This window comes from Dyadobacter sp. UC 10 (genome assembly GCF_008369915.1).
Lineage (GTDB): Bacteria > Bacteroidota > Bacteroidia > Cytophagales > Spirosomataceae > Dyadobacter.
In genome coordinates this window covers 1,699,225-1,721,313 of sequence record NZ_VSRN01000001.1, presented here as the reverse complement: position 1 = coordinate 1,721,313, position 22,089 = coordinate 1,699,225, and the positions used below count along the sequence as shown (strand labels likewise).

The window sequence follows — 22,089 nt, the reverse complement described above, 5'->3', positions numbered from 1 at the left end:
TAAATTTTGTACTATATTTTAATCAAGCAATTTAATTTCCTTACTCACTAGAAACCCAGTATGAAAAATCTGAAAAAGAATGCATTCCGGCTTGTTGTATTGTTTGTCTTTCTCGGCGGCAATGTGTTTGCACAGGGAGATAAAAAATCCGCAGCGATTCTGGAAGCAATGAGCAATAAATACCAGAAGATCAAATCCTTTAAGGCAGCATTTACTTACACGCCGGAGGGCGGCACGCCGCTGAAAGGCGAAGCGACCGTAAAGGGAACGAAGTTCAGGTTGAAAATGGCTGGTCAGGAGATCTTCAATGACGGCAAATTAATGGCCACTTACATCAAGGAAACCAACGAAGTGAACTTGCAGGATTTTGATCCCACAGCTAGCGGAGACCTCGATCCGACCAGAATTTACTCGGCTTACAAAAAAGGTTTCAAGAATGCATTTGTGAAAGAGAAAAAGGAAGGCGCCAAAACGCTGGAAGTGGTCGAGCTTACATCTACCAACAAGAGCAGCCAGGTCGATAAAGTACAGATAGAAGTGAATAAAGCTGATAAATCGATCAGCAGCTGGAAAATATTTCAAAAGAATGGACAGGAAGTAGTATATAAAGTCGACCAGTTTCAGCCTGATGTGGCAGTTGCCGATACTTACTTCACGTTCAATTCGAAACAATACCCAGGCGTGGAAGTGGTGGATCTTCGGTAAAAGTTTGAAACCATATTAAATGCGAAAAAGGCGAAATCGATCGATTTCGCCTTTTTCGTTAATAGCGTGTGTTTGCGTGATATTAACTGTTCACTGATTGATGCAGATCGCGGTATTTTTTGATCAGATTGTGTGACTCAAGCAGCTCGGCTTTCTGGTTAGCGATAATCTGCCTGATATCAACAGGCAGGTCAGCATCGGTTGCCAGTGCATCATCATAGGCTTCCTGCGCGGCATCTTCGCCGTATTCGCAGCTCTCCAGTACCGAGGTTCTGTCGTGACCGGTGAAAGTTGCCTTTATATCCATCCAAACCCTGTATATTTTTCCTGAGTTGGTAGTACCTGTTGCGATTTCTCCTCCCAGGTTACGCACTTCCGCGCTCAGTTCGTTGATATTCTGGCGGCTCTCGTTGGCCATTTTTTGAAAAATCCCACGAAGGTCGATGTCAATATCTTCTACTTCATTCAGGGCCTTTTCGTAACCTTCGATTCGGTCGTTATTGATTTTGATCAGGTCATTGAGAACTTCCACAAGATTTTCATTGGTTTCCATAACTTGTCTTATTAGTTGTTGATAAATTGATTATAAACCTTCGCCGGATCATTTAAAAATGCTATGCCATTTACGCCGACTGGCGTCCCATTCGCCAAAAGCCCCTCTCGGAAACGTATATGTAGGATTTTTTGCACGATAAGCCATGCCTTATACCTTGGGGTTTCCAAGCAGCATTCTTACCTGCTGCTCGCTGCCTGAGAAATGCTTCGTTTCCTCAACCGGCTTGTTCGCATATCTTCTGATCCTATCCTGCTCATAAGCCCGGAAAATGGCGGGGTGAACGTAGTATTTCTTGCATACAGCCCTTGTATTTCCTAAGTGAGCGGCCACAACATCGAGGCAGGTATTGAACGTGCGCGTGAGCTGGCGTTGAGACGGTGCCTTTTCCTGCGTGCTCAAATATTCAAATGCGGTAACTGTACCCATCCAGGTCCTGAAATCTTTGGCAGAAAAGTGAGCGCCCGTGTGTTCGCGTATGTAGTCATTCACCTGCGCGGCAGAGAGTCCGCATCTTCCGCCAGCCTCATTGGTATATTGAAACAGCCGCTTGCCGGGCAACTCTTTATATAGCTTCACCAGTCTCGCCAATTGCGTATCCCGCAATGTAATATCCTGCTTAATCCCCTTTTTACCTTTGAATACAAACCTGATCCTGCTGCCATTAACCGTAGCACATTTTGCATCCAGTGTGGTAATGCCGGAAGAGCCGTGCTTGACTTTGTATCGCTGGTTACCTACTCGTATGCAAGTTTTGTCCATCAGCTTGATTACCAGTGCAATTGATTTATGAAGGTCGAGGTCACGCTTTCTCAGGTCATGTTCAACCTGTTCTCTCAACTTCGGAAGTGCCTCTGAAAAGGTGAGCAGCCTGAAGTATTTTGCCTGGTTCCGGATCAGATTCCATTGCGGATGGTAACGGTACTGCTTTCTGCCCGCATCATCGGTGCCGGTTGCCTGCAAATGTGCATCAGGATCATTGCTGATCCACACTTCTTTCCACGCAGGCGGCAATACAAGCGATTTGATACGTCTGATTGCTTCCTTATCCTTCACGCGGCTTCCTTTCTGGTCCGTATAGTAAAAGCGCGGCGCCTTGCCCTTGCGTAGATAACCCGGCGCAAAACCCGACCTGATATAACTGAGCCCGACCGCCGCTGCCGTCAGGGCAGGATCCTTCCTCAACTTTTTAAATTGCCTTGCTGATATTTCGGGGACTTCCGTGAGCGCTCCTATTGCGGCTGATTGCATTTCAGATCCTGTTAAATTTTCGGATGGTATTAACAAATTAGTACCAGTCAAAATGAGGAATCCGCAACCATTAAAAAATGCGCTATGTAAGGTATTGGGAGCTTTGAGGCAAAATAAAAATCCTCATCCCGATCCTTACCGGAGCGAGCTGAGGAAGTATATACTCAGTTTTTTTGAAATCAAACGGGGAAGTAGATCCGAAAGACAGAACCTTTACCAAGCTCGGACGAAGCGGTCAGGAAGCCTTTGTGGTTTTCCATGATCTTTTTACAGATAGCCAGTCCGATTCCGGTACCCGGATATTTGTGAGCAGGATGCAGTCTTTGAAATACGTCAAATATTCTTTCGCGGTATTCTTCTTCGAAGCCGATACCATTGTCAGCAAAAGAAATTATCTGATACTGTGTTCCTGCGACTGCCTTTTCGTGCTCGATTTTTTCGCCACTTACCTTGTCGGCAGTGATCATGATCTCTGGCTGAACGTCGGTTTTTGTGAATTTAATGCCATTGCTGATCAGATTTATGAAAAGCTGGCGTACCTGGAACGGGATCACTTGAAGCTCGGGCAGTTTATCGGCGTGCATCACCGCCTTTCTTTCTTCAATAACAGTTCCCAGCTCCTGCAATACCTCTGATAATACCGCATTCAGATCCAGCTTTTCGAAAACCTTCTCCATATTTCCGGTTTTGGAATAGGTAAGGATATCCTCGATCAAAAGCTGCATTTTTTCTGCTGCAAACCGCATGCGTTCAACAGAATCCTTCACCTGCGCCGAAAGATCAGGATCTTCACGGTCCAAAACTTTTGATGCGAATATCTGTATTTTGCGAAGTGGCTCTTTCAAATCGTGCGTGCTGATCCAGTTGAGGTTAGCAAGTTCCTTGTTGGCGCTCTTCAGTTCCTCGTTCAGGATCCTGTTCTTGTCTTCCTGAATGCGGATCAGTCGAAAGTTTACATGCTTTTGTAAGGAAAAAGAGAAGTTGGCAGCCGCATTAATCTCCGATTTTCGCCACTGTTCACTTTTGTCTTTCACTTCCTCTGCCCAAAGATCGAAGGATTTGCGCGGGGTAAGCCTGAGCCCGTCTTCATTTGGCAGTACAGCTTTGTTAGGATTACCTGCCCAGTTGATAGTTTCCACCTGCTCTGCCCGCAGCCATATAATACCGTCGTAAGGGCCCGACTGAATGGAATGATAGATAATTCCCGCAGCATATTTGGTAAGGGGTTTTCCTTCCGGGTAAATGCCAAGCAGCCGGTCCGTGCAGACACCGTTAGAGGAGTATGTTTTAGCCAGCTGTTTAAGCAGCGGTATAAGGTCTTCGTCGCCCGGAACCAGGCCGCTTTTATATAACTTCCCATGATAGGAAATCACAACGCCTGTTGCGTTAGCCAGCTTCAGCACCGATGGCGACTGGTGAAATGCCTCGATAAAATCCTCGTGTTCGTGCAGCAGGGTAAGGGACTTGCTAAGTGCCTTGTCGACCTGCTGGCTTACTTCAAACTCTTCAGCGACTTCTCTCACGGCGATCTGGGAGGTTAGAAAATGCCCCTGAAGCAATGCAGAAAGTCGTGTATAGTGCGGTAATATTTTAGGGGAATAATGGTGACATGCGATCAGTCCCCACAATCTCTGGTTTTGTAGCAGTGAAATCGTCAGTGTTGCCGCTACGCCCATATTCACCAGATATTCGATGTGAATCGGTGACACGCTCCGCAAAATGGAAAGGCTCAGATCGAGTGATTTGTGGCTTTTGTCGCCTGTCTCATCAATGGTCAGCAGCGGTACAGGCTTATAGTTGACATCGGCGATCATTCTCAGTGGATTGCGGATATATAGCTCGCGGGCCTGAACAGGAATATCCGTATGCGGATATTTTTGGCCCTCAAAAGAAACAATATCCTCACGCCGGCTCTCCGCAATCACCTCTCCGTTATAGTCCGCGTCGAACTTGTAAATCATGACCCTGTCGTAACCGGTGATTTCGCGCGTTTCGTTGGCTATTTCCTGACACATCTCTTTCAGATAGGTCGCTTTCTCCATAATCGAGACAAACTTCCGGGTCTGGTTATACAAATTGGGCAGGTTAAGGGTACCGTCGGGGAAGGGCTCGAATTCGAGAATGATTGTCTCGCCGCTTTGGTGAACTGTGGTGTTATACGAAATATCGTTCAATGCAAAGACAAACGGCTTGGCCGAATCAATGACCGTCGCATTGGAATAGTCCAGAAACTTTTTTGTCTCCTCCTTCGTGAAAATATCGTACAGCGACTTTCCTAAAAGGAAGTCCGGGGTGAGGCCAATATAATCCTGCGTATTTTCACTGCTAAACTCAATTTTTAAGCTGTCCTTTTTTACACCGAACAAAAATCCGTGAGGCTGAATACTGCCCGGTATATGGATGGGTTCACTTTCGCAATTTGTCAGGTTGACAATGTCCTGATTGACGATATTCTTAATGTTCATTTCGACTAACAATTTCTGCCGCTGAGCCACTTATTTATTTCTGTAAAGGTTTTTTTTGCACTTTCAATAACGAGCGGATCGTCATTATTTTCAGCTGCGAATTGGGTAAGGATGGAGACGAATGATTTCCACAAAGTGCCAGTTTGTGTACCGTAGCCCCAGAAATAAGCGGCCCCACTTTCAGGTGTAAAGCCCAGCTTTTCGTGAATATGCTTGTATATGATCTTTCCTCCGAGCGTTGAGCCTTCCAGGACATACATAATACCAATGGCCTCCGAGCGCCGCGAAAAGTGAAAATGATGAACCGGCAAAGCCTGTATCTGCGCGTCTGTGAGCCCGGTAGCAAGGAGGTCCTTTTCAATCAGATGAGCTTTGTAGCGCTCACTCAAATCGGGCAAAACAGAGGCTAGCTCAGGAAAAACCTGCTTTTCACATACAACTGTAACACCATATAGTTTCGATAAATACGCCTGATAATCAGCTAGGGTAACATCCGGATCAAGTAAAGCTTTCGACAGCGGATTATCTTCTAAATTCTGGTGGCTTTCGGCTGTTTCCTTTCTTAGCGTTTTAATAAAAGATTCCTGAGCCATTTCAAAAACTGACACTTCACTCATAGCGAATGCAAATTCAAACCTTAAAAATTAATTCGTAATCAAAAATTGTTCCACTGATGTTGAATTGTCTTTTGCGAGTCTTTGGAACAGGCATTTATGCAAAATATCAACAAGTCCGGAAAAGCTGGTGGGCTTTTGAATATACAGGTTCGCTCCCCCTTTATACGCAGATTCCCAGAGGTACTGCGCAACGGATGTAGAAAGGATCACAATAGGCGTTTCTTCAAATCCCGGCGTAGTCCTGATATCTCCGAGGCATTCCAGCCCATTTTTGACAGGCATGTTCATATCCAGGAAAATAAGGTCGGGTTTTGGGTTGTCGCCAAGGATGGTATTCATCAGCTCCATTCCGTTGGCCGCAGTGATTAACTGTGATTGAAATGAAACCTGCCCCAGTGCCTCGCGAAACAAAAAGGTATCGTCATCGTCATCGTCAGCTAGCAGAATACGAAAATATTGATCGTGTTTCATTCTTTATTTGAGGTGGGGGGTAAGTTTAACTTGTTGGTTTATGGAGTATAAATAGTTGGTTCAATAACCGTAGAGGCGCTAATGAGCTAAAAACAAAACTAATATTTCTTTTATTTAAATAAATGCATTCACTCCTTTTACGACTAAGATTTCAGGAGTGGTTGCCCGGAATAATCAATTTGACCGACTTCGGCGAGTTTCCAGCAAAGCAGGTTGGTATGCTTTTTTAAGATGATGGTTAAAACACAAAATAATGAAAGAGATTATGAAAAAGATCACAATAGTTTCACTCGCCCTTGCTGCGATGACGGCGTTCTCGGGTTGCAATACGAATAAAACAGAAGACTCGAAAGAAGTAGCGGAAGAACAAAACGAACAGGCATTGGACAGTACTAATCTGGAAGACGATTCGGAGTTCGCAGTGGATGCGGCAGACGGTGGAATGATGGAAGTGAAACTAGGCGAATTGGCCAAAACCAATGCAGCCAGCGCTGAGGTGAAGAAATTTGGTGAAACAATGGTCACGGATCACGGAAAGGCAAACGATGAACTGAAAGCATTGGCCCAGCAGAAAAATATCACACTGCCCATGGCATTGAGTGATGAAAAGCAAAAGAAATACGATGACCTGGCAGCGAAAAAGGGGGCTGATTTCGACAAAGCATATATCGCTTTTATGGTAGATGACCACAAGGAAGATATAAGCGAATTCGAAGAAGCCTCGAAGGACGCCAAAGATCCTGAGGTTAAATCATGGGCTGCAGGTAAAGTTCCTGCTCTGAAACACCATCTTGAAATGGCTCAAAAGATTAAGGATGCTCAAAAATAATGAGTTCTAATAATATGCTAAACCATGAGCCGGGTCCGTCAGTGATCCGGCTTTTTTATTTAAATATCAGTTTCCTTATAGGAAGAAACCAGGAATTTTAACTTTGCTCATATGAAACGCTACTTAAAGTCGCGAATCGTTTGATAAATACCTTTTTATAATTTTACTTTGTCTATCTATTTAATAGAGTAATATGTTCCTAATTTTCTCAATACGCAATTTGCTGTCAATCAGGTTATTATTGGTCTCGGTGTTTTTTGCAGGAAATGCATTAGCACAAACCGCTACTAAGCCTAACATCATTTTCATTTTTTCAGATGACCATGCTTACCAGGCTATCAGTGCATACGGGAATAAGCTGGTTCAAACCCCTAATATTGATCGTATTGCCAGTGAAGGTGCGTTGCTAACGAACAACCTGGTTACCAATTCGATATGCGGGCCCAGCCGGGCGACTTTGCTCACCGGAAAATACAGCCACATGAACGGCTACAAGCGAAACGATAACACGCGCTTCAATACCAATCAGACATTACTTTCTGAAACCCTGAGAAAAAGCGGATACCAGACTGCCTGGATTGGGAAAATGCACTTGAATAGTCTGCCTGCCGGATTTGACTACTGGAATGTACTGCCGGGGCAGGGACATTACTACAATCCCGAATTCATCGGCCAGCCCAACGATACCACCAAATATACCGGCTACGTTTCCGACCTCATCACCAAATTTTCGACAGATTGGCTGGACAAGCGGGATAATTCCAAACCTTTTTTCCTGATCGTTGGGCATAAAGCTACCCACCGGGAATGGCTTCCCGACCTGCAGGATCTGGGCGCTTACGATCATATCAATTTCCCTGTTCCCGCCAATTTCTACGACGATTACAAAGGAAGGCCCGCGGCGATGGAGCAGGATATGACAATTGAAAAAACAATGCGCTTGAAACAGGACCTCAAAGTGGGCGTGGATTTTGAAAAGGATTGGACGTATAAACGCTTAAACCCGGAGCAGAAAAAGGTATTTAAAGCCTATTACGACAATATTACAAAAGAATTTCAGGATAAAAAGCTAACCGGAAAGGCGCTGACTGAATGGAAATACCAGCGTTACCTGAAAGATTATTACGCAGTAGGCAAGTCGCTGGACAGGAATATCGGGAAACTGCTCGATTACCTCGATAAAAGTGGCCTTGCTAAAAACACAGTCGTTATTTACGCATCCGACCAGGGCTTTTATCTGGGCGAGCACGGATGGTTCGATAAGCGTTTTATCTATGAAGAATCGCTGAAAACGCCCTTTGTGATCCGTTATCCGGGTGTGATCAAGCCCGGAACAAAAACAGAGGACCTGGTTTTGAATATCGACTGGGCGCCTACTGTACTGAACATTGCTGGCGCGAAGGTTCCGGCTGACATGCAGGGGAAATCATTTTTGCCGCTTTTGCAGGGAACGCGCACTGCACTGGTACCCTGGCGGAAAGAAGCCTACTATCATTACTATGAGTTTCCCGAACCGCACCGCGTTTATCCACACTTCGGACTACGCACAAGCCGCTATAAGCTCGCCTATTTTTATGGAGGTGCCGATACCTGGGAGCTTTTCGATTTGCAGAAGGACCCTTCGGAAGTCAATAATATTTATGGTACCAAAGAAACGGAAGCCATTTCGGCTGATTTAAAGGCGAAACTGAAAGTGCTGATGAATGAATATAAAGATGCGGAAGCACTGAAAATCCTGGCTTCGGCTAAAAAATAATGGAACGTGGCTCGAACACAATATGATGCGATCGTAGTAGGCTCGGGCCCGAATGGACTGGCTGCGGGAATTACGTTGCAGCGTCAGGGGCTGTCGGTCCTGATCGTGGAAGGAAAGGACACGGTGGGCGGAGGTATGCGTTCCGCGGAACTTACCCTGCCGGGATACCTGCACGATGTATGCTCAGCTGTTCATCCGATGGCCTTGATGTCTCCGTTTTTTCAAAGTATACCGCTGCAAGATTTCGGTCTGGAATTCATTCAGCCCACATTGGCTGCCGCGCACGCGTTTGAGGACGGATCGGCGGCGGTATTGCATCGATCTTTCGAAGAAACCGCGCGCGGACTGGGCGATGACCAGCAAGCCTATCTCGACTTTATGGGGCCTTTGCTGGAAGATTTACCCACGCTGCTGCCCAGCCTGCTCGGGCCGTTTTCTTTTCCCGCGCATCCCGTTGCATTGGCGAAATTTGGTTTGAAGGCGCTGCCATCTGCCACCTGGTCGGCCAACAGGTTTAAGACCAAAGGTGCAAGAGGGTTGTGGGCGGGCATGGCAGCTCACGCAATACAGCCGCTTGAAAATGTAGCTACATCGGCATTTGGTATTATACTCCTGGCGGCCGCGCATATGTACGGCTGGCCGATACCGAAAGGCGGGAGTCAGGCTATTGCCAATACACTTTCCGACTATTTTGTATCGCTCGGAGGAGAAATCCAAACCGGTTTTCTGGTGGATTCACTGAAAGAACTTCCCGGATCCAGGGTGGTTTTGATGGATGTAACCCCAAAGCAGCTGGCGCGCATTGCCGGGGATGAGTTAAGTGCCTCCTATCGTAAACGCCTTAATAACTACCGCTACGGTGCAGGTGTTTTCAAAGTAGATTGGGCATTGGATGCAGCGATTCCATTCACAGCAGACGCTTGCAGAAACGCCGGAACAGTACATTTGGGGAATACATTTGAAGATATTGCCGAATATGAAAGCGGTATTTCCAGAAATGTAGATTCGGATAAACCTTTTGTACTGCTGTCACAGCAAAGCAGGTTCGACGCTACAAGGGCGCCGGAAGGAAAGCATACGGTTTGGGCATATTGTCACGTTCCGAATGGATCCGGGAAAGATATGACAGCGGCGATTGAAAATCAGATCGAACTGGTGGCGCCCGGTTTCAAGGAGTTGATCAGGGGGAAGCATGTAATGGGGCCTGCTTTGATAGAAAGCTATAATCCGAACTATATCGGAGGAGATATCAATGGCGGGGTACAGGATATTTTTCAGTTGTATTCACGACCTGTTCTGAGCGTTTCACCTTACCGGACTTCCGCATCCCATATTTATATCTGCTCCTCTTCCACACCTCCGGGCGGCGGAGTACACGGCATGTGCGGATATCATGCGGCGCGACAGGCTTTGAAAGACATTTTTAAAATTGCGGTCCCTTTTAGTGTATAATTTTTTGAATTGGTATGAAATTATTTGAAAGTGAATTTTTGGAAACCTGTGCATTCACTGCTGCAATTGCATTTATCACGATGGGCTGCGGCAATAAGCAGACTGCCGAAGAGCGAAAAGCGGATAGTTTGGCAATGTGCATCTCCGAAGGTATTCCGTCCCGCGCCGCCGCGATTGCGAGCGCGGTACAGATTTCGGCGGGCAAAGGCGATACCTCCGGAATGGTTTGGATAAAAGGGGGCAAGTTTCTGATGGGGGCCGACGAATTTCCGGATTCCCGGCCTATGCATGAAGTGACCGTCGACGGGTTTTATATGGACGCGCATGAAGTTACCAATGCGGAGTTTGCGGCATTCGTAAAAGCGACGAACTATAAAACCGTTGCCGAGCGCCCGCTAAACCCGGCAGACTATCCGGGTGTGCCGGCCGACAAGCTTGTTCCCGGTTCAGCCGTTTTTACCCCTACTGCCACGCGGGTAAGCCTGGATAATCCTCTCCAATGGTGGAATTACGTGCCAGGCGCAAGTTGGGCGCATCCCGAAGGACCGCAAAGCGCGATAAAGGGGCGGGAGAATTTTCCGGTTACGCATGTATCGTACGAAGATGCGGCAGCTTATGCAAAGTGGGCCGGAAAACGCCTGCCTACCGAGGCTGAGTGGGAATATGCTGCCCAGGGAGGAAAAGGGAATCATACCTATTACTGGGGCGATGAACTGAAACCCGGCAATAAATGGGTTGCCAATATTTACCAGGGCAGTTTTCCTGATAAGAATACCCAGGAAGATGGTTACCTGACAGCCGCTCCCGTGCGGACATTTCCTGCAAACGGCTACGGATTATATGATATGGATGGAAATGTGTGGGAATGGTGCGAAGATCTTTACCGGCCGGATTATTATCAGAAAAGCCCGAAAAACAATCCGAAAGGCCCGAACGACAGCTTTGATCCCGATGAACCGGGAGCCGTCAAACGCGTACAGCGCGGAGGTTCTTTTCTTTGCAGCGACGACTATTGTATTCGCTATAAAGCGGGTAGCCGCGGGAAGGGTGAAGTGACGAGCGGAAGTAACAACCTGGGTTTTCGCTGTGTGATGAATAAATAACAGGATAGACAAAAACATTGAAATGCATTTTATGAACATTCCGGGCCTGGCGAGCTCCGGCCCTCAACATTGGCAAACCATCTGGGAAGAGCAGCATCCGCAGCTTTTCAGTCGTGTCAGGCAGGAGAACTGGGACTGGCCTGTAAAAAACGACTGGGTAGCGCAGCTGCAAAAGCAGATCAGTGAGCTAAGTGGTCCCACGATTTTGGTAGCACATAGTCTTGGCTGCATTACCGTTGCACATTGGGCACGCGAACATGTGTCCGAAAATGTGAAAGGAGCGTTACTAGTGGCACCAGCGGACGCCGATTTATCAAAAAGGCTGAATTTTGTGGTCGGCTTTACACCCATTCCAACGATCAAATATCGTTTTCCAAGCATTGTAGTTGCCAGTACCAACGATATGTACGCAACAATCGGGCGGTCGGAGTCGTTTGCGGAAAGCTGGGGGAGTGAATTTATTAATTTGGGTAAAAAAGGGCATATCAATGCAGTATCAGGGCTGGGCGACTGGGCAGAGGGAAAGGAAATTCTGCAAAAATTAGCCGGGCAAAATGTATTAACCGACTACAAAACGAGCTATTAACGGTTTCGCATTTAAATGAATACCTGCGTATTTTCACTATATCTTTTTATATTACAAAAAAATCTTTCTACACTTTAAACGATGGAGCAATTATGAAAAAGATGTTTCTTTTCGCAATGGCAGGCTTGCTATTCAATGTAGCAGCTATTGCCGACGGGCCGGGCAAGACGAAGGCCGCAGACAAAACATTGAAGGTGGACACCAAAGCAAGCAGTGTAACCTGGGGAGCTAAAAAAGTAACGGGAACGCATGCAGGTACCGTACCGCTGGAAAGCGGAAGCCTCATTGTCGACGGCGATAAGCTAAAAGGAGGAAGTTTTGTGGCAGATATTAAAAATCTGGTTGTAACTGATGTTACAGATAAGGAAATGAACGGAAAACTCACTGGTCACCTCAAAAGCGACGATTTCTTTTCGGTAGAAAAGCACCCGCAGGCTAAACTGGTGATCTCTTCGGTTACTCCAAAAGGCGGCAATGCTTATGATGTGGCAGGAAAGCTGACGATTAAAGGCATTACGCAGGATGTGAAGTTTCCGGCAACTGTAAAAGCTGACGCGCAAAAAGTGTCTGCTACCGCGAAGGTAACGATCGATCGGACGAAGTATGATATCAAATTCCGCTCTTCCAATTTCTTCGAAAATTTGGGTGACAAGGCGATCGACAACGATTTTACTTTGGATGTGAATCTGGTTGCCAACAAATAATAGTTGCAGTTTTTCTTTGAAATAGAAAATCCGGTTTGAATATTTCAGACCGGATTTTTAACTTTTAGACCTATGAACAAATCGATTACCGGCCTGCTGCTATGCGCCTCGCTTTTCATGGGAGAAGCATTTGCGCAAACTGAAAATAAACTGCCTGACTGGACCTTAGGCGGATTTGAGCGTCCCGCCGGCGTAAATCCCGTCATTTCCCCTGACAGTACTTCCACGTTTTTTTGTCCGATGAACAAGAAGCAGATCGACTGGGAATCTAATGACACGTTCAACCCGGCTGCGGCAATTAAAGACGGCAAGATTGTGGTGCTCTACCGCGCCGAAGACAAGGCAGGCAAGGCGATCGGTAAGCGAACTTCCAGGCTCGGATATGCGGAAAGTGAGGACGGGATCACATTCCAAAGGCGGAAAGAGCCGGTACTGTTTCCGGCAGAAGACAGCCAGAAGGCGGTAGAATGGCCGGGCGGCTGCGAAGATCCGCGCGTTGCAGTGACCGAAGACGGGCTGTACGTCGTTTTTTACACACAATGGAACCAGGATAAGGCACGGATCGGCGTGGCTACTTCCCGCGATCTGATCAAATGGGAGAAGCACGGGCCGGTATTTAAAAAAGCATTCAACGGAAAGTTTAATGAGATCTGGACCAAATCGGGTTCGATCGTGACTAAGCTGGCAGGCGACAAGCAGGTGATTGCGAAGATCAACGGCAAATACTGGCTTTATTTTGGAGAAGCAAATGTGAACGTAGCTACATCGACCGACCTGATCAACTGGGAACCTGTGGTGGATAACAATCAGAACCTTGTCAACCTGATATCGCCGCGCAAAGGGTATTTTGACAGTAATCTCACAGAATGCGGCCCACCGGCGATTTTGACCGACAAAGGAATTGTGCTCCTTTATAATGGTAAAAACGATAAAGGCGAAGATGGCGACAAGCAATTTACGCCAAACAGCTACTGTGCGGGCCAGGTCCTTTTCGACAAGAATGATCCCTCCAAGGTGCTGGCCAGGCTTGATAAACCGTTTTTTCGCCCGATGGAAGCCTTTGAAAAAAGTGGTCAGTATGTAGCCGGGACGGTTTTTATAGAAGGAATGGTTTACTACAAAAAGAAATGGTTCCTGTATTATGGCTGCGCTGATTCAAGGGTAGGAGTAGCTATTTATGATCCTGCGAAGAAAACGCCCGGCGATCCGCTTCCTTAAGCCGGGCTATTGCTCATTTAGATACTGAGAGACTTATTATTCGAGCGGTTCGATCGATCGGAAACTTGCTGGCGTACATAGGGGAAATCAACTAAACTAGATTTCTTATTATGAAAAGGTCAACAAAGATGATGGGGCTGCTGCTTGCGGCGATGTTTACAACTGTTTCTGCTTTTGCTCAAAAGGAAAAAACGGTAATGGTTGGAGGCGCTGAAATGTATCCTTCCAAAAACATCATTGAAAATGCGGTTAACTCCAAAGACCACACTACGCTCGTAGCGGCAGTAAAAGCGGCCGGGTTGGTAGAAACATTGTCAGGCACTGGTCCGTTCACGGTTTTCGCACCCGTAAATGCTGCGTTCGAGGCACTTCCGGCAGGAACGGTTGATAACCTGCTGAAGCCGGAGAACAAGGCTATGCTTACCTCCGTACTTACGTATCATGTGGTTCCGGGCAAAGTGGATGCCAAGTCGGTTATGAAAATGATCAAGGACGGCGGCGGCAAGGCAATGGCGAAAACCGCTCAGGGCGCTGAACTTACATTTTCGATGAATGGGAAAGATGTGATCGTGACGGATGCGAAAGGGAACATGGCAAAAGTTACCACGGCTGATGTATTTCAGTCAAATGGTGTAATCCACGTGATTGACAAAGTGCTAATGCCTTGACAACAAGGTGAAGATGGTTGTGTAGTTGGGTTGTTGAGGCAACGGGAGGACTTAGGTCTTCCCGTTTTTTTGTGCGCATTGGCGGAGATCGTATTCACGAAAGCAGGTTAGTACAGGATAGTCGGTCGGATAATTTTAGGAATTTTTGGATATAATTTTCTGCTTTTTTAAGAGTATTCACTTTTAAAACTGCCATCTTGTAAGGGAAAGGAAAGTTACAGAAGTCACTAAACCTATAAAGACCATTCAAATGAATTCCAGATTTATCAAAGTCGGCTTTATGCTGGCTATTCTGCTGATCATCGCAAGCCAGGCTACTACGGTAGCGCAAAAAAAGGAAAAAGGGTTTGTCTCTATTTTTGATGGAAAATCCCTGAAAGGTTGGGAGTATGATGCAAAATACTGGCGGGTGGAAAATGGGAATCTTGTAGGTGAAATTACCCCGGAAACCCTTCTAAAGAACAATTCTTTCATTGTATGGCAAGGTGGTCAGCCAGCGGATTTTGAACTGAAAGGTTCATTTAAGATCCAGCAAAGCGGTAATTCGGGCATTCAGTACCGGAGCGAAATAGTAGAGGATGTGCCGAATGCACTAAGAGGTTACCAGGCAGATATTGACGGAAAAAGGACTTACACCGGCCAGAATTATGAAGAGCGCCGCCGCACGACACTCGCCTATCGCGGACAAAAAACGGTTATCAACGAATACACAGGTGATAAAACGCCCGAAGGTGTTCGCGGCAATATAAAAGCCAATGCCTGGAAAGGCTTCGAAGTAACCGGCTCACTCGGCTCTTCCGATTCCCTCAAAACATTGATCAAAAGCGAAGACTGGAACACCTTCCACCTGGTGATTAAAGGCAACCGGTTACAGCATTATATCAACGATGTGCTGATGAGCGAGGTGATTGATAACGATACCTATAATGGTCGTAAAAAAGGCTATCTGGGTATGCAGGTGCACGTAGGTCCGCCGATGAAAGTTGAGTTTAAGGATTTGAGGATTAAGCAGTAGGCTTTTAGCTGTTAGCTATTGGCTTTTGGCTGTTAGCTGTTAGCTGTTAGCTGTTGGAGGAAAGGAGGAGGGAGGAAAGGGACGAAAGGGCGGCCTGCGTAGAGAGGAAGTGGATGGATGTTGGGATGCGGGTTATGGTTGACCCTCAGTAGTCCATAATTTAAATTGAGTATAAAACTTAAAGCGAAGCGCTTAGAGCCAAAAGCCAAAAGCCAAAAGCCAAAAGCCAAAAGCCAAAAGCCAAAAGCCAAAAGCCAAAAGCCAAAAGCCAAAAGCTAAAAGCCAAAAGCTAATTGCTTACAGCTTACAGCCTATCGCATAAAGCATTTACAATGAACAAAATAGGATTTAACGTCCTCGCGTGGACGGCATCGGTTTCGGATGATTTGTTTCCGATCATTGACAGGCTGAAAGGAATAGGTTACAACGGCGTCGAGTTTTATCTTGGCCCGCAGGAAAGTGCCGCCTACAAGCGAATGGGTGACTATACCAAAGACCTTGGACTTGAAACAACGTCGGTAATGACTTTGGGCGCAGACGAGAACCCGGTCAGCGAATCTGTCGATGTTCGCCAGAAAGCACTGGATAAAATCAAATGGGCGGTTGACAGGGCTCATGAACTGAACTCGAAAATCATTTGCGGGCCTTTTCATTCGGCTCATACCATTTTTGTAAACCGCCCTGCGGAGGACCGCGAATATGCACTGGCCGGCGAAGTTTTGAATGCAGCTGCGGATTATGCGGCGCAAGCCAATATCACTTTTGCACTGGAGGCGCTCAACCGTTTTGAATGCTATCTCTGCAATACGATGGAGCAGCTTCACAAGCTTGTAACAGCTGCCAATCACCCGAACGTCCGCGCGATGTTCGATACCCATCATTCCAATATCGAGGAAAAAAAGTATGGTGCTGCGCTGCAAACCATCGCGCCGGTATTAGCCCACGTCCACATCAGCGAAAATGACCGGGGCACGCCGGGAAGCGGACAGGTTTTGTGGGACGATGCCTTTGCAGGGTTAGCTGCCATTAACTACCAGGGCTGGCTCACGATCGAAGCTTTCTCAAGAAACGACCCCGGCTTTGCTAATGCAATCGGCGTCTGGCGGGAGTTTAATGATCCCTGGGATATTGCCGAGAATGGCTACAAGTTTATCCGGGAAATGGGGCTGAAGCATGGGTTGTGAGATGGCTAATAGCTGTTAGCCATTAGCTTATAGCTTTATGCCTCTTGGGGAGACTAATTTCGGATACTACAAAAGAATTTTACACTATTTTCAAAATAGCCAACAGCTAATCGCCAAAAGCTAACAACCGCATGAAATACATTATCTTCCTACTGACACTTACATTATTTACTCCAGCCTCTGGCCAGGGCGAAAATGACAAATACAAAGTAGTTTACAAAGGGGATAAGGGCCCGGGCGTTGGGAAGAACATTGTTTTTGTCGCGACCGACCATGAATATCGGGGAGAAGAGTCACTTCCGGCGTTCGCGCGGATACTGGCTAAAAAGTATGGCTTTACCTGTACGGTAATCTGGGCACTGGATGATGCGGGTAATATCCTGCCAGGCGGCTCTAACCTTAAAGGACTGGAAGCATTAGACAAAGCCGACCTGCTGGTGATGTTCATGCGTTTCGCTCATTTTGAAGATAAAGAAATGCAGCATATTGACGACTACATCAAACGCGGCGGCCCCATTGTAGCATTCCGGACTTCTACCCATGCATTTGAAATCAAAAATGACCCTAAGTGGGCGCATTACACCTGGAACTATAAAGGCGATAAAGCGGCATGGAAAGACGGTTTCGGTGAAGTTGTGCTTGGTGAAACCTGGGTTTCTCACTACGGTACCAACCATAAGCAATCTTCCAAAATCATCATTGAAAAATCACAGGCCGGGCATCCTATAATGACCGGCGTGAAGGATATGTGGGTACAATCGGGCGGCTACACGGCTGAGCCGAAAGGTACTATACTTGCGCGGGGGCAGGTTTTGAACGGAATGACTGCGACCTCTGCGCCTGATCCGACCAAAGAATTGCTGCCGGTAGCCTGGATCAAGGAATATCAGGTGGAAGGAGGAAAAAAAGGGCGGTCTTTCACAACAACGCACGGTGCATCCGAGGATATATTGAACGAAGGCTTCCGCAGAATGGCGATGAATGCTATGTTCTGGGGGCTGGGAATGGAAAAATCAATTAAGGCCGGCAACGATATGGCCTTCGTAGGGCCTTACAAGCCCACTACTTTTAATTTCAGCGGTTATAAGGCGAATGTAAAACCCGCGGATCTGGCTGGTTTTGATTCGCTGATCATGCCGGGAGAGATTTTGAAAAAGAAGGCCAATTAAGTTTATGTTTTTGATCAACAATATTTAAAAATAATGTCAGTACAACTTCCATTTCGTTTTGGTTCTGAGGTATATACCTGGTTTATGAGCGGCAACGGCAAAACGCACGAAGGCCGGCTGGGGCATATGATCGAGGTGATTGCCAGGGCGGGTTTCAGTGGTATCCAGCCCATTTTTACCTGGATGGGTGAATTGGTTGACCCGGATTTGCTGGAAGCGAAACTTAAGGAACAGGGAATCGAGCTGGCTGCATTGGCACTGGCATTGGACTGGAACGGGACTGAGGAAACTGCCCACGAGCGCGAAGTAGCTGATCACGCGATCAGGGTATTGCAGCGTTTCCCCGGCGCTATGCTCAATACTGTACAGATTCCGACTGGCAGGCACAATCTCGCTGATCGTCAGGCAAACCTGGTGAATATAGTCAATACGGTTTCTAGAAGGGCGGCCGAAAAAGGAGTTCCCTGCAGCTTTCACCCAAACTCACCGCATACCTCCATTATCCGCACCGAAGAGGATTATAAAACGGTGTTGGAATCACTGGATATTTCGGTGACGGGCTGGACACCCGATGTGGGCCACATTATCAACGGCGGCATGGACCCGCTGGCGAAAATGAAGGAATACCAGTCACTGATCAACCACGTGCATTACAAGGATTGGGACGGCGCGCCGGAGTTTGCATTGATGGGCAATGGAAAAGTGAATCTTTTGGAAATAACGCAATGGTTAAAGGATATCGATTACAGCGGCTGGATCATTTGTGAAGACGAAGGAGCCGAAGCCCTCGACGACCCGGACTACGTGACCCTGCACGATGGAAGCTGGATACAGGAAAAGCTGGTTCCGGGGTTGGGGTGAGCTTACAGCCGTAGGCAATAGGCTTTAAGCTTTATGCCTTTCCTGCCAGAATATCAACTTGTTATCTCAATCTTAAAAAAGCATACAGCTTAAAGCCTAAAGCTTGTAGCTAACTAGCATCCCACAAAAATGCCCACCATCAAAACCAACGGAATCAATTTCTACTACGAAGAACGCGGATCGGGTGAGCCTCTTTTGCTGATTATGGGTATTACCGCGCCTGGTGCTGTGTGGAATGTGCACGTGGCGGATTGGAAGCATCAATTCAGGTGTATTATCGGGGATAATCGCGGGGTTGGGCTGACGGATAAACCCGCCGGGCCTTATTCATCAGAACAAATGGCGGATGATTATGCCGGGTTGCTGGATTCTCTCGGATTGGAGCATGTACACGTGGTAGGCTGTTCAATGGGGAGTACAATCGCGCAGCAACTTGCGATCAGGCATCCTGACAAGGTTAAATCCCTGGTTTTAATGTGTCCCTGGGCGCGTTGTGATAATTATGCGAAGTCGCTTTTTCAGCACATCATGAATTGTAAAGCGAGGTTCAGGCCGGAAGAGTTTAGTTTATATATCCAGTTGCTCATTTTTTCGAAATCCTCCTGGGGCAATGCTGAAAAGCACGCTGATCTGGCGCAGGGAAGGGAGCAGGACGCTTATGGAGCGTTTCCGCAACCACTGCATGGATTGGAAGGTCAGGCTGCGGCTTGTATCAATCACAATGCATTGCCTGATTTGAACAAAATCAACAAACCGACACTGGTAATCGGCGGCCGGGAAGATATCTTCACACCTGTCTGGATGGCCGAAGAAGTAGCAGGCGGCATTCCGGGTGCAGAGTTGTTTTTATACGAAAAACTGGGTCACGCATTCCATTTTGAAAATACGGAGGATTTCAATGGCAGGGTAAGGGATTGGCTCAAAAAGCTGTAATGAGGCGACAAAGCTTTGAAAACAACATTAAAAAACAGGCTTTTCTGCCTTTCATATATATTAAATCAGATAACAGAAATAAATGAAAAGTGCTGAGTCGATCAAGCAGGACTGGAAAGATAAAGTATCCAATCATTTGCAGGTGGGTGGGATAGAAACTTCCGTACTTGACAATGGAGCCGGCAGAGGTACCCGGATTGCCTGGTTGAATACCGGCGCCGGCTTGCGCTACAAGATCGTTCTGGATCGTGCAATGGATATTGCAGAGGCATTTTATAACCAGCATAGTCTGGCCTGGCTGAGCCACGGCGGCATTACTTATCCGCAGCCGTTTTCCGACAAAGGGATCGACTGGCTACGCACATTCGGAGGCGGCTTACTGACCACCTGCGGACTTTCACACGCCGGCGGGCCGGAGTCGGACCAATATGGCGAACGTGGCTTGCACGGATTGATCAGCAATTCGCCGGCGGAAATCATCTCGATCAAGCAGCCGGACTTGCGGAAGGACGATCTGGAAATGAGTATTACGGGTATTATCCGCGAATCGAAACCGTTTGGGCCGAATTTCGAACTGAAAAGAACAATTTCAGCAACATTAGGAAAGCCTGGAATCCGTATTAAAGACGAAGTCACAAACAGGGCAAATACCCCTGCGCCACATATGTTGCTGTATCATTTCAATTTCGGCTGGCCGCTGGCTGACGAGGGAACCGATATTCTCTGGAATGGGAAATGGCAGCCACGTCACGGAGAGGAGAATGCGAAGATATTTAAAGAAGGAAATGCATTTAAAAAGTGCCCGGCACCGCTCGGAGAACACCTGGGAAGCGGCGAAGAAGTGGCATTGATAGATGTGGAAGCCGATATTTTTGGTGATAGCATTTGCGGTCTGCACAATGAAAAGCTCGGCCTGGCTGTCTCACTGAAATGGAAAAAAGAGCAGTTGCCCTGGATGGCGAACTGGCAGCATTGGGGAAAGGGAGAATATGTTACCGGCGTGGAACCAAGTACGCATCCATTATCGGGGCAAGCGAAGGCCAGGGAGGACGGGACATTGATCTTTATCGGGCCGGAAGAGACAAAATTGTACGAACTCGAACTGAACGTCTTGACAGAAAAAGAAGCGATTGACGAATTCGTACTGCAAGTGAATATATCGTAAAAAAGCGCAGAGCGCTGTAATATCTGTACACAAGCAAACTTTATCGTAAAAAAGCGCAGAGCGCTGTAATATCTGTACCTAAAACCAATTTTTAATACAATACAATGGGACTTTCAAGTATAGCTGAAAAGGCATTAGAGCAGGGAAAAGGAATATTGCGTCTGGCGCCTACCTGGGTGCCGCGCTCGTTTTGCGTTCCCGGCCGCAGGATCAAATTGCACCCGGACGATTATTATGTACTGGGTGGAGAAAGAGGTGGAATTGACGAACGCTGGCTGTCGTCGACTACCCCTGCGGAAAACGGGCCGCTCACAGGCGAAAATGAAGGTTTAAGCCAAATCGTTTTTGAAGATGCGTCTGGAGTTCAAAAAGTGACATTGCGGGATGCGGTAGAAGAACTGAAAGGTCAGATTATTGGCGACAGGCTTTGGGATCAGTACAAAAGCTGGCCTATGTACTCCAAGTTCTTTGACAATATGGGTCCGCTTCCGCACCATATTCACCACCGCGATGAGCACGCTGCCATGGTGGGTCAGAATGGAAAGCCTGAAGCCTATTATTTCCCACCTCAACTGAATAATCATGGTGGTGATTTTCCATACACATTTATTGGCATCGCACCGGGGACGACCAAAGAGCAGATCAAAGAGTGTTTGATGAACTTCACCAAGGGTGACAACAAGATTACCAACTACTCCCAGGCATTCCGTCTGGAACCTGGAACAGGCTGGGACGTGCCTCCCGGCATGTTACACGCGCCAGGCAGCTTATGTACTTACGAGCCTCAGAAAGCATCGGATATTTTTGCGATGTATCAGTCGCTGGTAAATGAGGCGGTTATTCCGGAAGAGTTGCTTTGGAAAGGAACGCCTGAAGACAGAATTGGCGATTATGACCTGCTAATGGAAGTGATCGACTGGGATTTGAACGTGAATCCAAATCTGATGGAAAAGCATTTTATGCGTCCCAAACCGGTAAAAAATGTCGCCGAAATGGAGCAGGAAGGATATAGTGAAAATTGGATTTGCTATAAAAACGAGGCGTACAGCGCCAAGGAACTGACGGTACTCCCGGGACAAACTGTGACCATTAAAGATGCAGCAGCTTACGGCATGATCGTGATGCAGGGTCACGGTAAATTCGGCGAATGGGATATTGAAACGCCTGCATTGATCCGCTACGGACAATTGACGAATGATGAGTTTTTTGTAAGCGAGAAAGCGGCAACAGAAGGTGTTGTGATCAGCAACCCATCCAAAACCGACCCGATCGTGATTCTGAAACACTTCGGTCCGCGCAATCCGGATTTGGTGTTGTAGGAAGCTGTTGGCTATTAGCTGTTAGCTCGTAGCTTTTTGTTTTTCTCTTTGTGTAATCAAAATTT

The 22,089-nt window shown here is 47.0% G+C and carries 21 protein-coding genes; 16 read left to right on the top strand and 5 right to left on the bottom strand.

Annotated features, from left to right (window positions below):
• The first annotated feature begins 60 nt into the window (after positions 1–60).
• A complete protein-coding gene (locus FXO21_RS06890; RefSeq protein ID WP_149639405.1) occupies positions 61–705 on the top strand; it encodes a LolA family protein in 645 nt (214 codons plus the stop codon).
• A gap of 82 nt (positions 706–787) precedes the next feature.
• Here FXO21_RS06890 and FXO21_RS06885 read toward each other — a convergent pair whose 3' ends face one another.
• The 5 genes from FXO21_RS06885 to FXO21_RS06865 form a co-directional block, all read right to left on the bottom strand.
• Positions 788–1,258, bottom strand: coding sequence for a ferritin-like domain-containing protein (locus FXO21_RS06885; protein WP_149639404.1), 471 nt, complete (start codon positions 1,256–1,258; stop codon positions 788–790).
• Positions 1,259–1,408: 150 nt separating this feature from the next.
• A complete protein-coding gene (locus tag FXO21_RS06880; protein ID WP_149639403.1) occupies positions 1,409–2,509 on the bottom strand; it encodes a DNA topoisomerase IB in 1,101 nt (366 codons plus the stop codon).
• 179 nt (positions 2,510–2,688) lie between these two features.
• A complete protein-coding gene (locus FXO21_RS06875) occupies positions 2,689–4,974 on the bottom strand; it encodes an ATP-binding protein (RefSeq protein ID WP_149639402.1) in 2,286 nt (761 codons plus the stop codon).
• Between the two features lie 5 nt (positions 4,975–4,979).
• Positions 4,980–5,591, bottom strand: coding sequence for a biliverdin-producing heme oxygenase (locus FXO21_RS06870; RefSeq protein WP_149639401.1), 612 nt, complete (start codon positions 5,589–5,591; stop codon positions 4,980–4,982).
• Positions 5,592–5,618: 27 nt separating this feature from the next.
• Complete coding sequence (locus FXO21_RS06865) at positions 5,619–6,062, bottom strand: response regulator (protein WP_149639400.1); 444 nt, start codon at positions 6,060–6,062, stop codon at positions 5,619–5,621.
• 253 nt (positions 6,063–6,315) lie between these two features.
• Between FXO21_RS06865 and FXO21_RS06860 the strand changes: the two genes are divergently transcribed.
• The 15 genes from FXO21_RS06860 to FXO21_RS06790 all read left to right on the top strand — a co-directional run bounded on the left by FXO21_RS06860 (position 6,316) and on the right by FXO21_RS06790 (position 22,024).
• Positions 6,316–6,891, top strand: coding sequence for a DUF4142 domain-containing protein (locus FXO21_RS06860; protein ID WP_225865599.1), 576 nt, complete (start codon positions 6,316–6,318; stop codon positions 6,889–6,891).
• A gap of 193 nt (positions 6,892–7,084) precedes the next feature.
• Positions 7,085–8,647: a sulfatase family protein gene (locus FXO21_RS06855; RefSeq protein WP_149639399.1), complete on the top strand. Its 1,563-nt coding sequence runs from the start codon at positions 7,085–7,087 to the stop codon at positions 8,645–8,647.
• Between the two features lie 6 nt (positions 8,648–8,653).
• Positions 8,654–10,099 carry a phytoene desaturase family protein gene (locus FXO21_RS06850; RefSeq protein WP_149639398.1) on the top strand — a complete coding sequence of 482 codons (1,446 nt, stop codon included), beginning with the start codon at positions 8,654–8,656 and terminating at the stop codon, positions 10,097–10,099.
• Between the two features lie 80 nt (positions 10,100–10,179).
• Complete coding sequence (locus FXO21_RS06845; RefSeq protein ID WP_149643396.1) at positions 10,180–11,202, top strand: formylglycine-generating enzyme family protein; 1,023 nt, start codon at positions 10,180–10,182, stop codon at positions 11,200–11,202.
• A gap of 22 nt (positions 11,203–11,224) precedes the next feature.
• Positions 11,225–11,788, top strand: a complete 564-nt coding sequence (locus FXO21_RS06840) for an RBBP9/YdeN family alpha/beta hydrolase (protein WP_149639397.1) — start codon at positions 11,225–11,227, stop codon at positions 11,786–11,788.
• Positions 11,789–11,889: 101 nt separating this feature from the next.
• Positions 11,890–12,492 carry a YceI family protein gene (locus FXO21_RS06835; protein WP_149643395.1) on the top strand — a complete coding sequence of 201 codons (603 nt, stop codon included), beginning with the start codon at positions 11,890–11,892 and terminating at the stop codon, positions 12,490–12,492.
• A 72-nt stretch (positions 12,493–12,564) separates the two neighbouring features.
• A complete protein-coding gene (locus tag FXO21_RS06830; protein WP_149639396.1) occupies positions 12,565–13,710 on the top strand; it encodes a glycoside hydrolase family 130 protein in 1,146 nt (381 codons plus the stop codon).
• A gap of 110 nt (positions 13,711–13,820) precedes the next feature.
• Entirely contained in the window at positions 13,821–14,378 is a 558-nt protein-coding gene (locus FXO21_RS06825) for a fasciclin domain-containing protein (RefSeq protein WP_149639395.1), read from the top strand.
• 280 nt (positions 14,379–14,658) lie between these two features.
• Entirely contained in the window at positions 14,659–15,393 is a 735-nt protein-coding gene (locus FXO21_RS06820; protein ID WP_225865906.1) for a 3-keto-disaccharide hydrolase, read from the top strand.
• 332 nt (positions 15,394–15,725) lie between these two features.
• Positions 15,726–16,577 carry a sugar phosphate isomerase/epimerase family protein gene (locus FXO21_RS06815; RefSeq protein ID WP_149639393.1) on the top strand — a complete coding sequence of 284 codons (852 nt, stop codon included), beginning with the start codon at positions 15,726–15,728 and terminating at the stop codon, positions 16,575–16,577.
• A gap of 131 nt (positions 16,578–16,708) precedes the next feature.
• On the top strand, positions 16,709–17,746 hold the full coding sequence (locus tag FXO21_RS06810; protein ID WP_149639392.1) for a ThuA domain-containing protein: 1,038 nt from the start codon (positions 16,709–16,711) through the stop codon (positions 17,744–17,746).
• A 33-nt stretch (positions 17,747–17,779) separates the two neighbouring features.
• Positions 17,780–18,607 carry a sugar phosphate isomerase/epimerase family protein gene (locus FXO21_RS06805; protein ID WP_149639391.1) on the top strand — a complete coding sequence of 276 codons (828 nt, stop codon included), beginning with the start codon at positions 17,780–17,782 and terminating at the stop codon, positions 18,605–18,607.
• A gap of 129 nt (positions 18,608–18,736) precedes the next feature.
• On the top strand, positions 18,737–19,540 hold the full coding sequence (locus FXO21_RS06800) for an alpha/beta fold hydrolase (protein ID WP_149639390.1): 804 nt from the start codon (positions 18,737–18,739) through the stop codon (positions 19,538–19,540).
• Between the two features lie 82 nt (positions 19,541–19,622).
• On the top strand, positions 19,623–20,705 hold the full coding sequence (locus FXO21_RS06795) for an aldose 1-epimerase family protein (protein ID WP_149639389.1): 1,083 nt from the start codon (positions 19,623–19,625) through the stop codon (positions 20,703–20,705).
• A 104-nt stretch (positions 20,706–20,809) separates the two neighbouring features.
• Positions 20,810–22,024 carry a hypothetical protein gene (locus FXO21_RS06790; protein WP_149639388.1) on the top strand — a complete coding sequence of 405 codons (1,215 nt, stop codon included), beginning with the start codon at positions 20,810–20,812 and terminating at the stop codon, positions 22,022–22,024.
• Positions 22,025–22,089: the final 65 nt, after the last annotated feature.

Bases quoted from the DNA above. Each gene is read 5' to 3' on its own strand.
- FXO21_RS06890 (WP_149639405.1), top strand. From the start codon at position 61: ATGAAAAATCTGAAAAAGAATGCATTCCGGCTTGTTGTATTGTTTGTC.
- FXO21_RS06885 (WP_149639404.1), bottom strand. From the start codon at position 1,258: ATGGAAACCAATGAAAATCTTGTGGAAGTTCTCAATGACCTGATCAAA.
- FXO21_RS06880 (WP_149639403.1), bottom strand. From the start codon at position 2,509: ATGCAATCAGCCGCAATAGGAGCGCTCACGGAAGTCCCCGAAATATCA.
- FXO21_RS06875 (WP_149639402.1), bottom strand. From the start codon at position 4,974: ATGAACATTAAGAATATCGTCAATCAGGACATTGTCAACCTGACAAAT.
- FXO21_RS06870 (WP_149639401.1), bottom strand. From the start codon at position 5,591: ATGAGTGAAGTGTCAGTTTTTGAAATGGCTCAGGAATCTTTTATTAAA.
- FXO21_RS06865 (WP_149639400.1), bottom strand. From the start codon at position 6,062: ATGAAACACGATCAATATTTTCGTATTCTGCTAGCTGACGATGACGAT.
- FXO21_RS06860 (WP_225865599.1), top strand. From the start codon at position 6,316: ATGAAAGAGATTATGAAAAAGATCACAATAGTTTCACTCGCCCTTGCT.
- FXO21_RS06855 (WP_149639399.1), top strand. From the start codon at position 7,085: ATGTTCCTAATTTTCTCAATACGCAATTTGCTGTCAATCAGGTTATTA.
- FXO21_RS06845 (WP_149643396.1), top strand. From the start codon at position 10,180: ATGGGCTGCGGCAATAAGCAGACTGCCGAAGAGCGAAAAGCGGATAGT.
- FXO21_RS06840 (WP_149639397.1), top strand. From the start codon at position 11,225: ATGCATTTTATGAACATTCCGGGCCTGGCGAGCTCCGGCCCTCAACAT.
- FXO21_RS06835 (WP_149643395.1), top strand. From the start codon at position 11,890: ATGTTTCTTTTCGCAATGGCAGGCTTGCTATTCAATGTAGCAGCTATT.
- FXO21_RS06830 (WP_149639396.1), top strand. From the start codon at position 12,565: ATGAACAAATCGATTACCGGCCTGCTGCTATGCGCCTCGCTTTTCATG.
- FXO21_RS06825 (WP_149639395.1), top strand. From the start codon at position 13,821: ATGAAAAGGTCAACAAAGATGATGGGGCTGCTGCTTGCGGCGATGTTT.
- FXO21_RS06820 (WP_225865906.1), top strand. From the start codon at position 14,659: ATGCTGGCTATTCTGCTGATCATCGCAAGCCAGGCTACTACGGTAGCG.
- FXO21_RS06815 (WP_149639393.1), top strand. From the start codon at position 15,726: ATGAACAAAATAGGATTTAACGTCCTCGCGTGGACGGCATCGGTTTCG.
- FXO21_RS06810 (WP_149639392.1), top strand. From the start codon at position 16,709: ATGAAATACATTATCTTCCTACTGACACTTACATTATTTACTCCAGCC.
- FXO21_RS06805 (WP_149639391.1), top strand. From the start codon at position 17,780: ATGTCAGTACAACTTCCATTTCGTTTTGGTTCTGAGGTATATACCTGG.
- FXO21_RS06800 (WP_149639390.1), top strand. From the start codon at position 18,737: ATGCCCACCATCAAAACCAACGGAATCAATTTCTACTACGAAGAACGC.
- FXO21_RS06795 (WP_149639389.1), top strand. From the start codon at position 19,623: ATGAAAAGTGCTGAGTCGATCAAGCAGGACTGGAAAGATAAAGTATCC.
- FXO21_RS06790 (WP_149639388.1), top strand. From the start codon at position 20,810: ATGGGACTTTCAAGTATAGCTGAAAAGGCATTAGAGCAGGGAAAAGGA.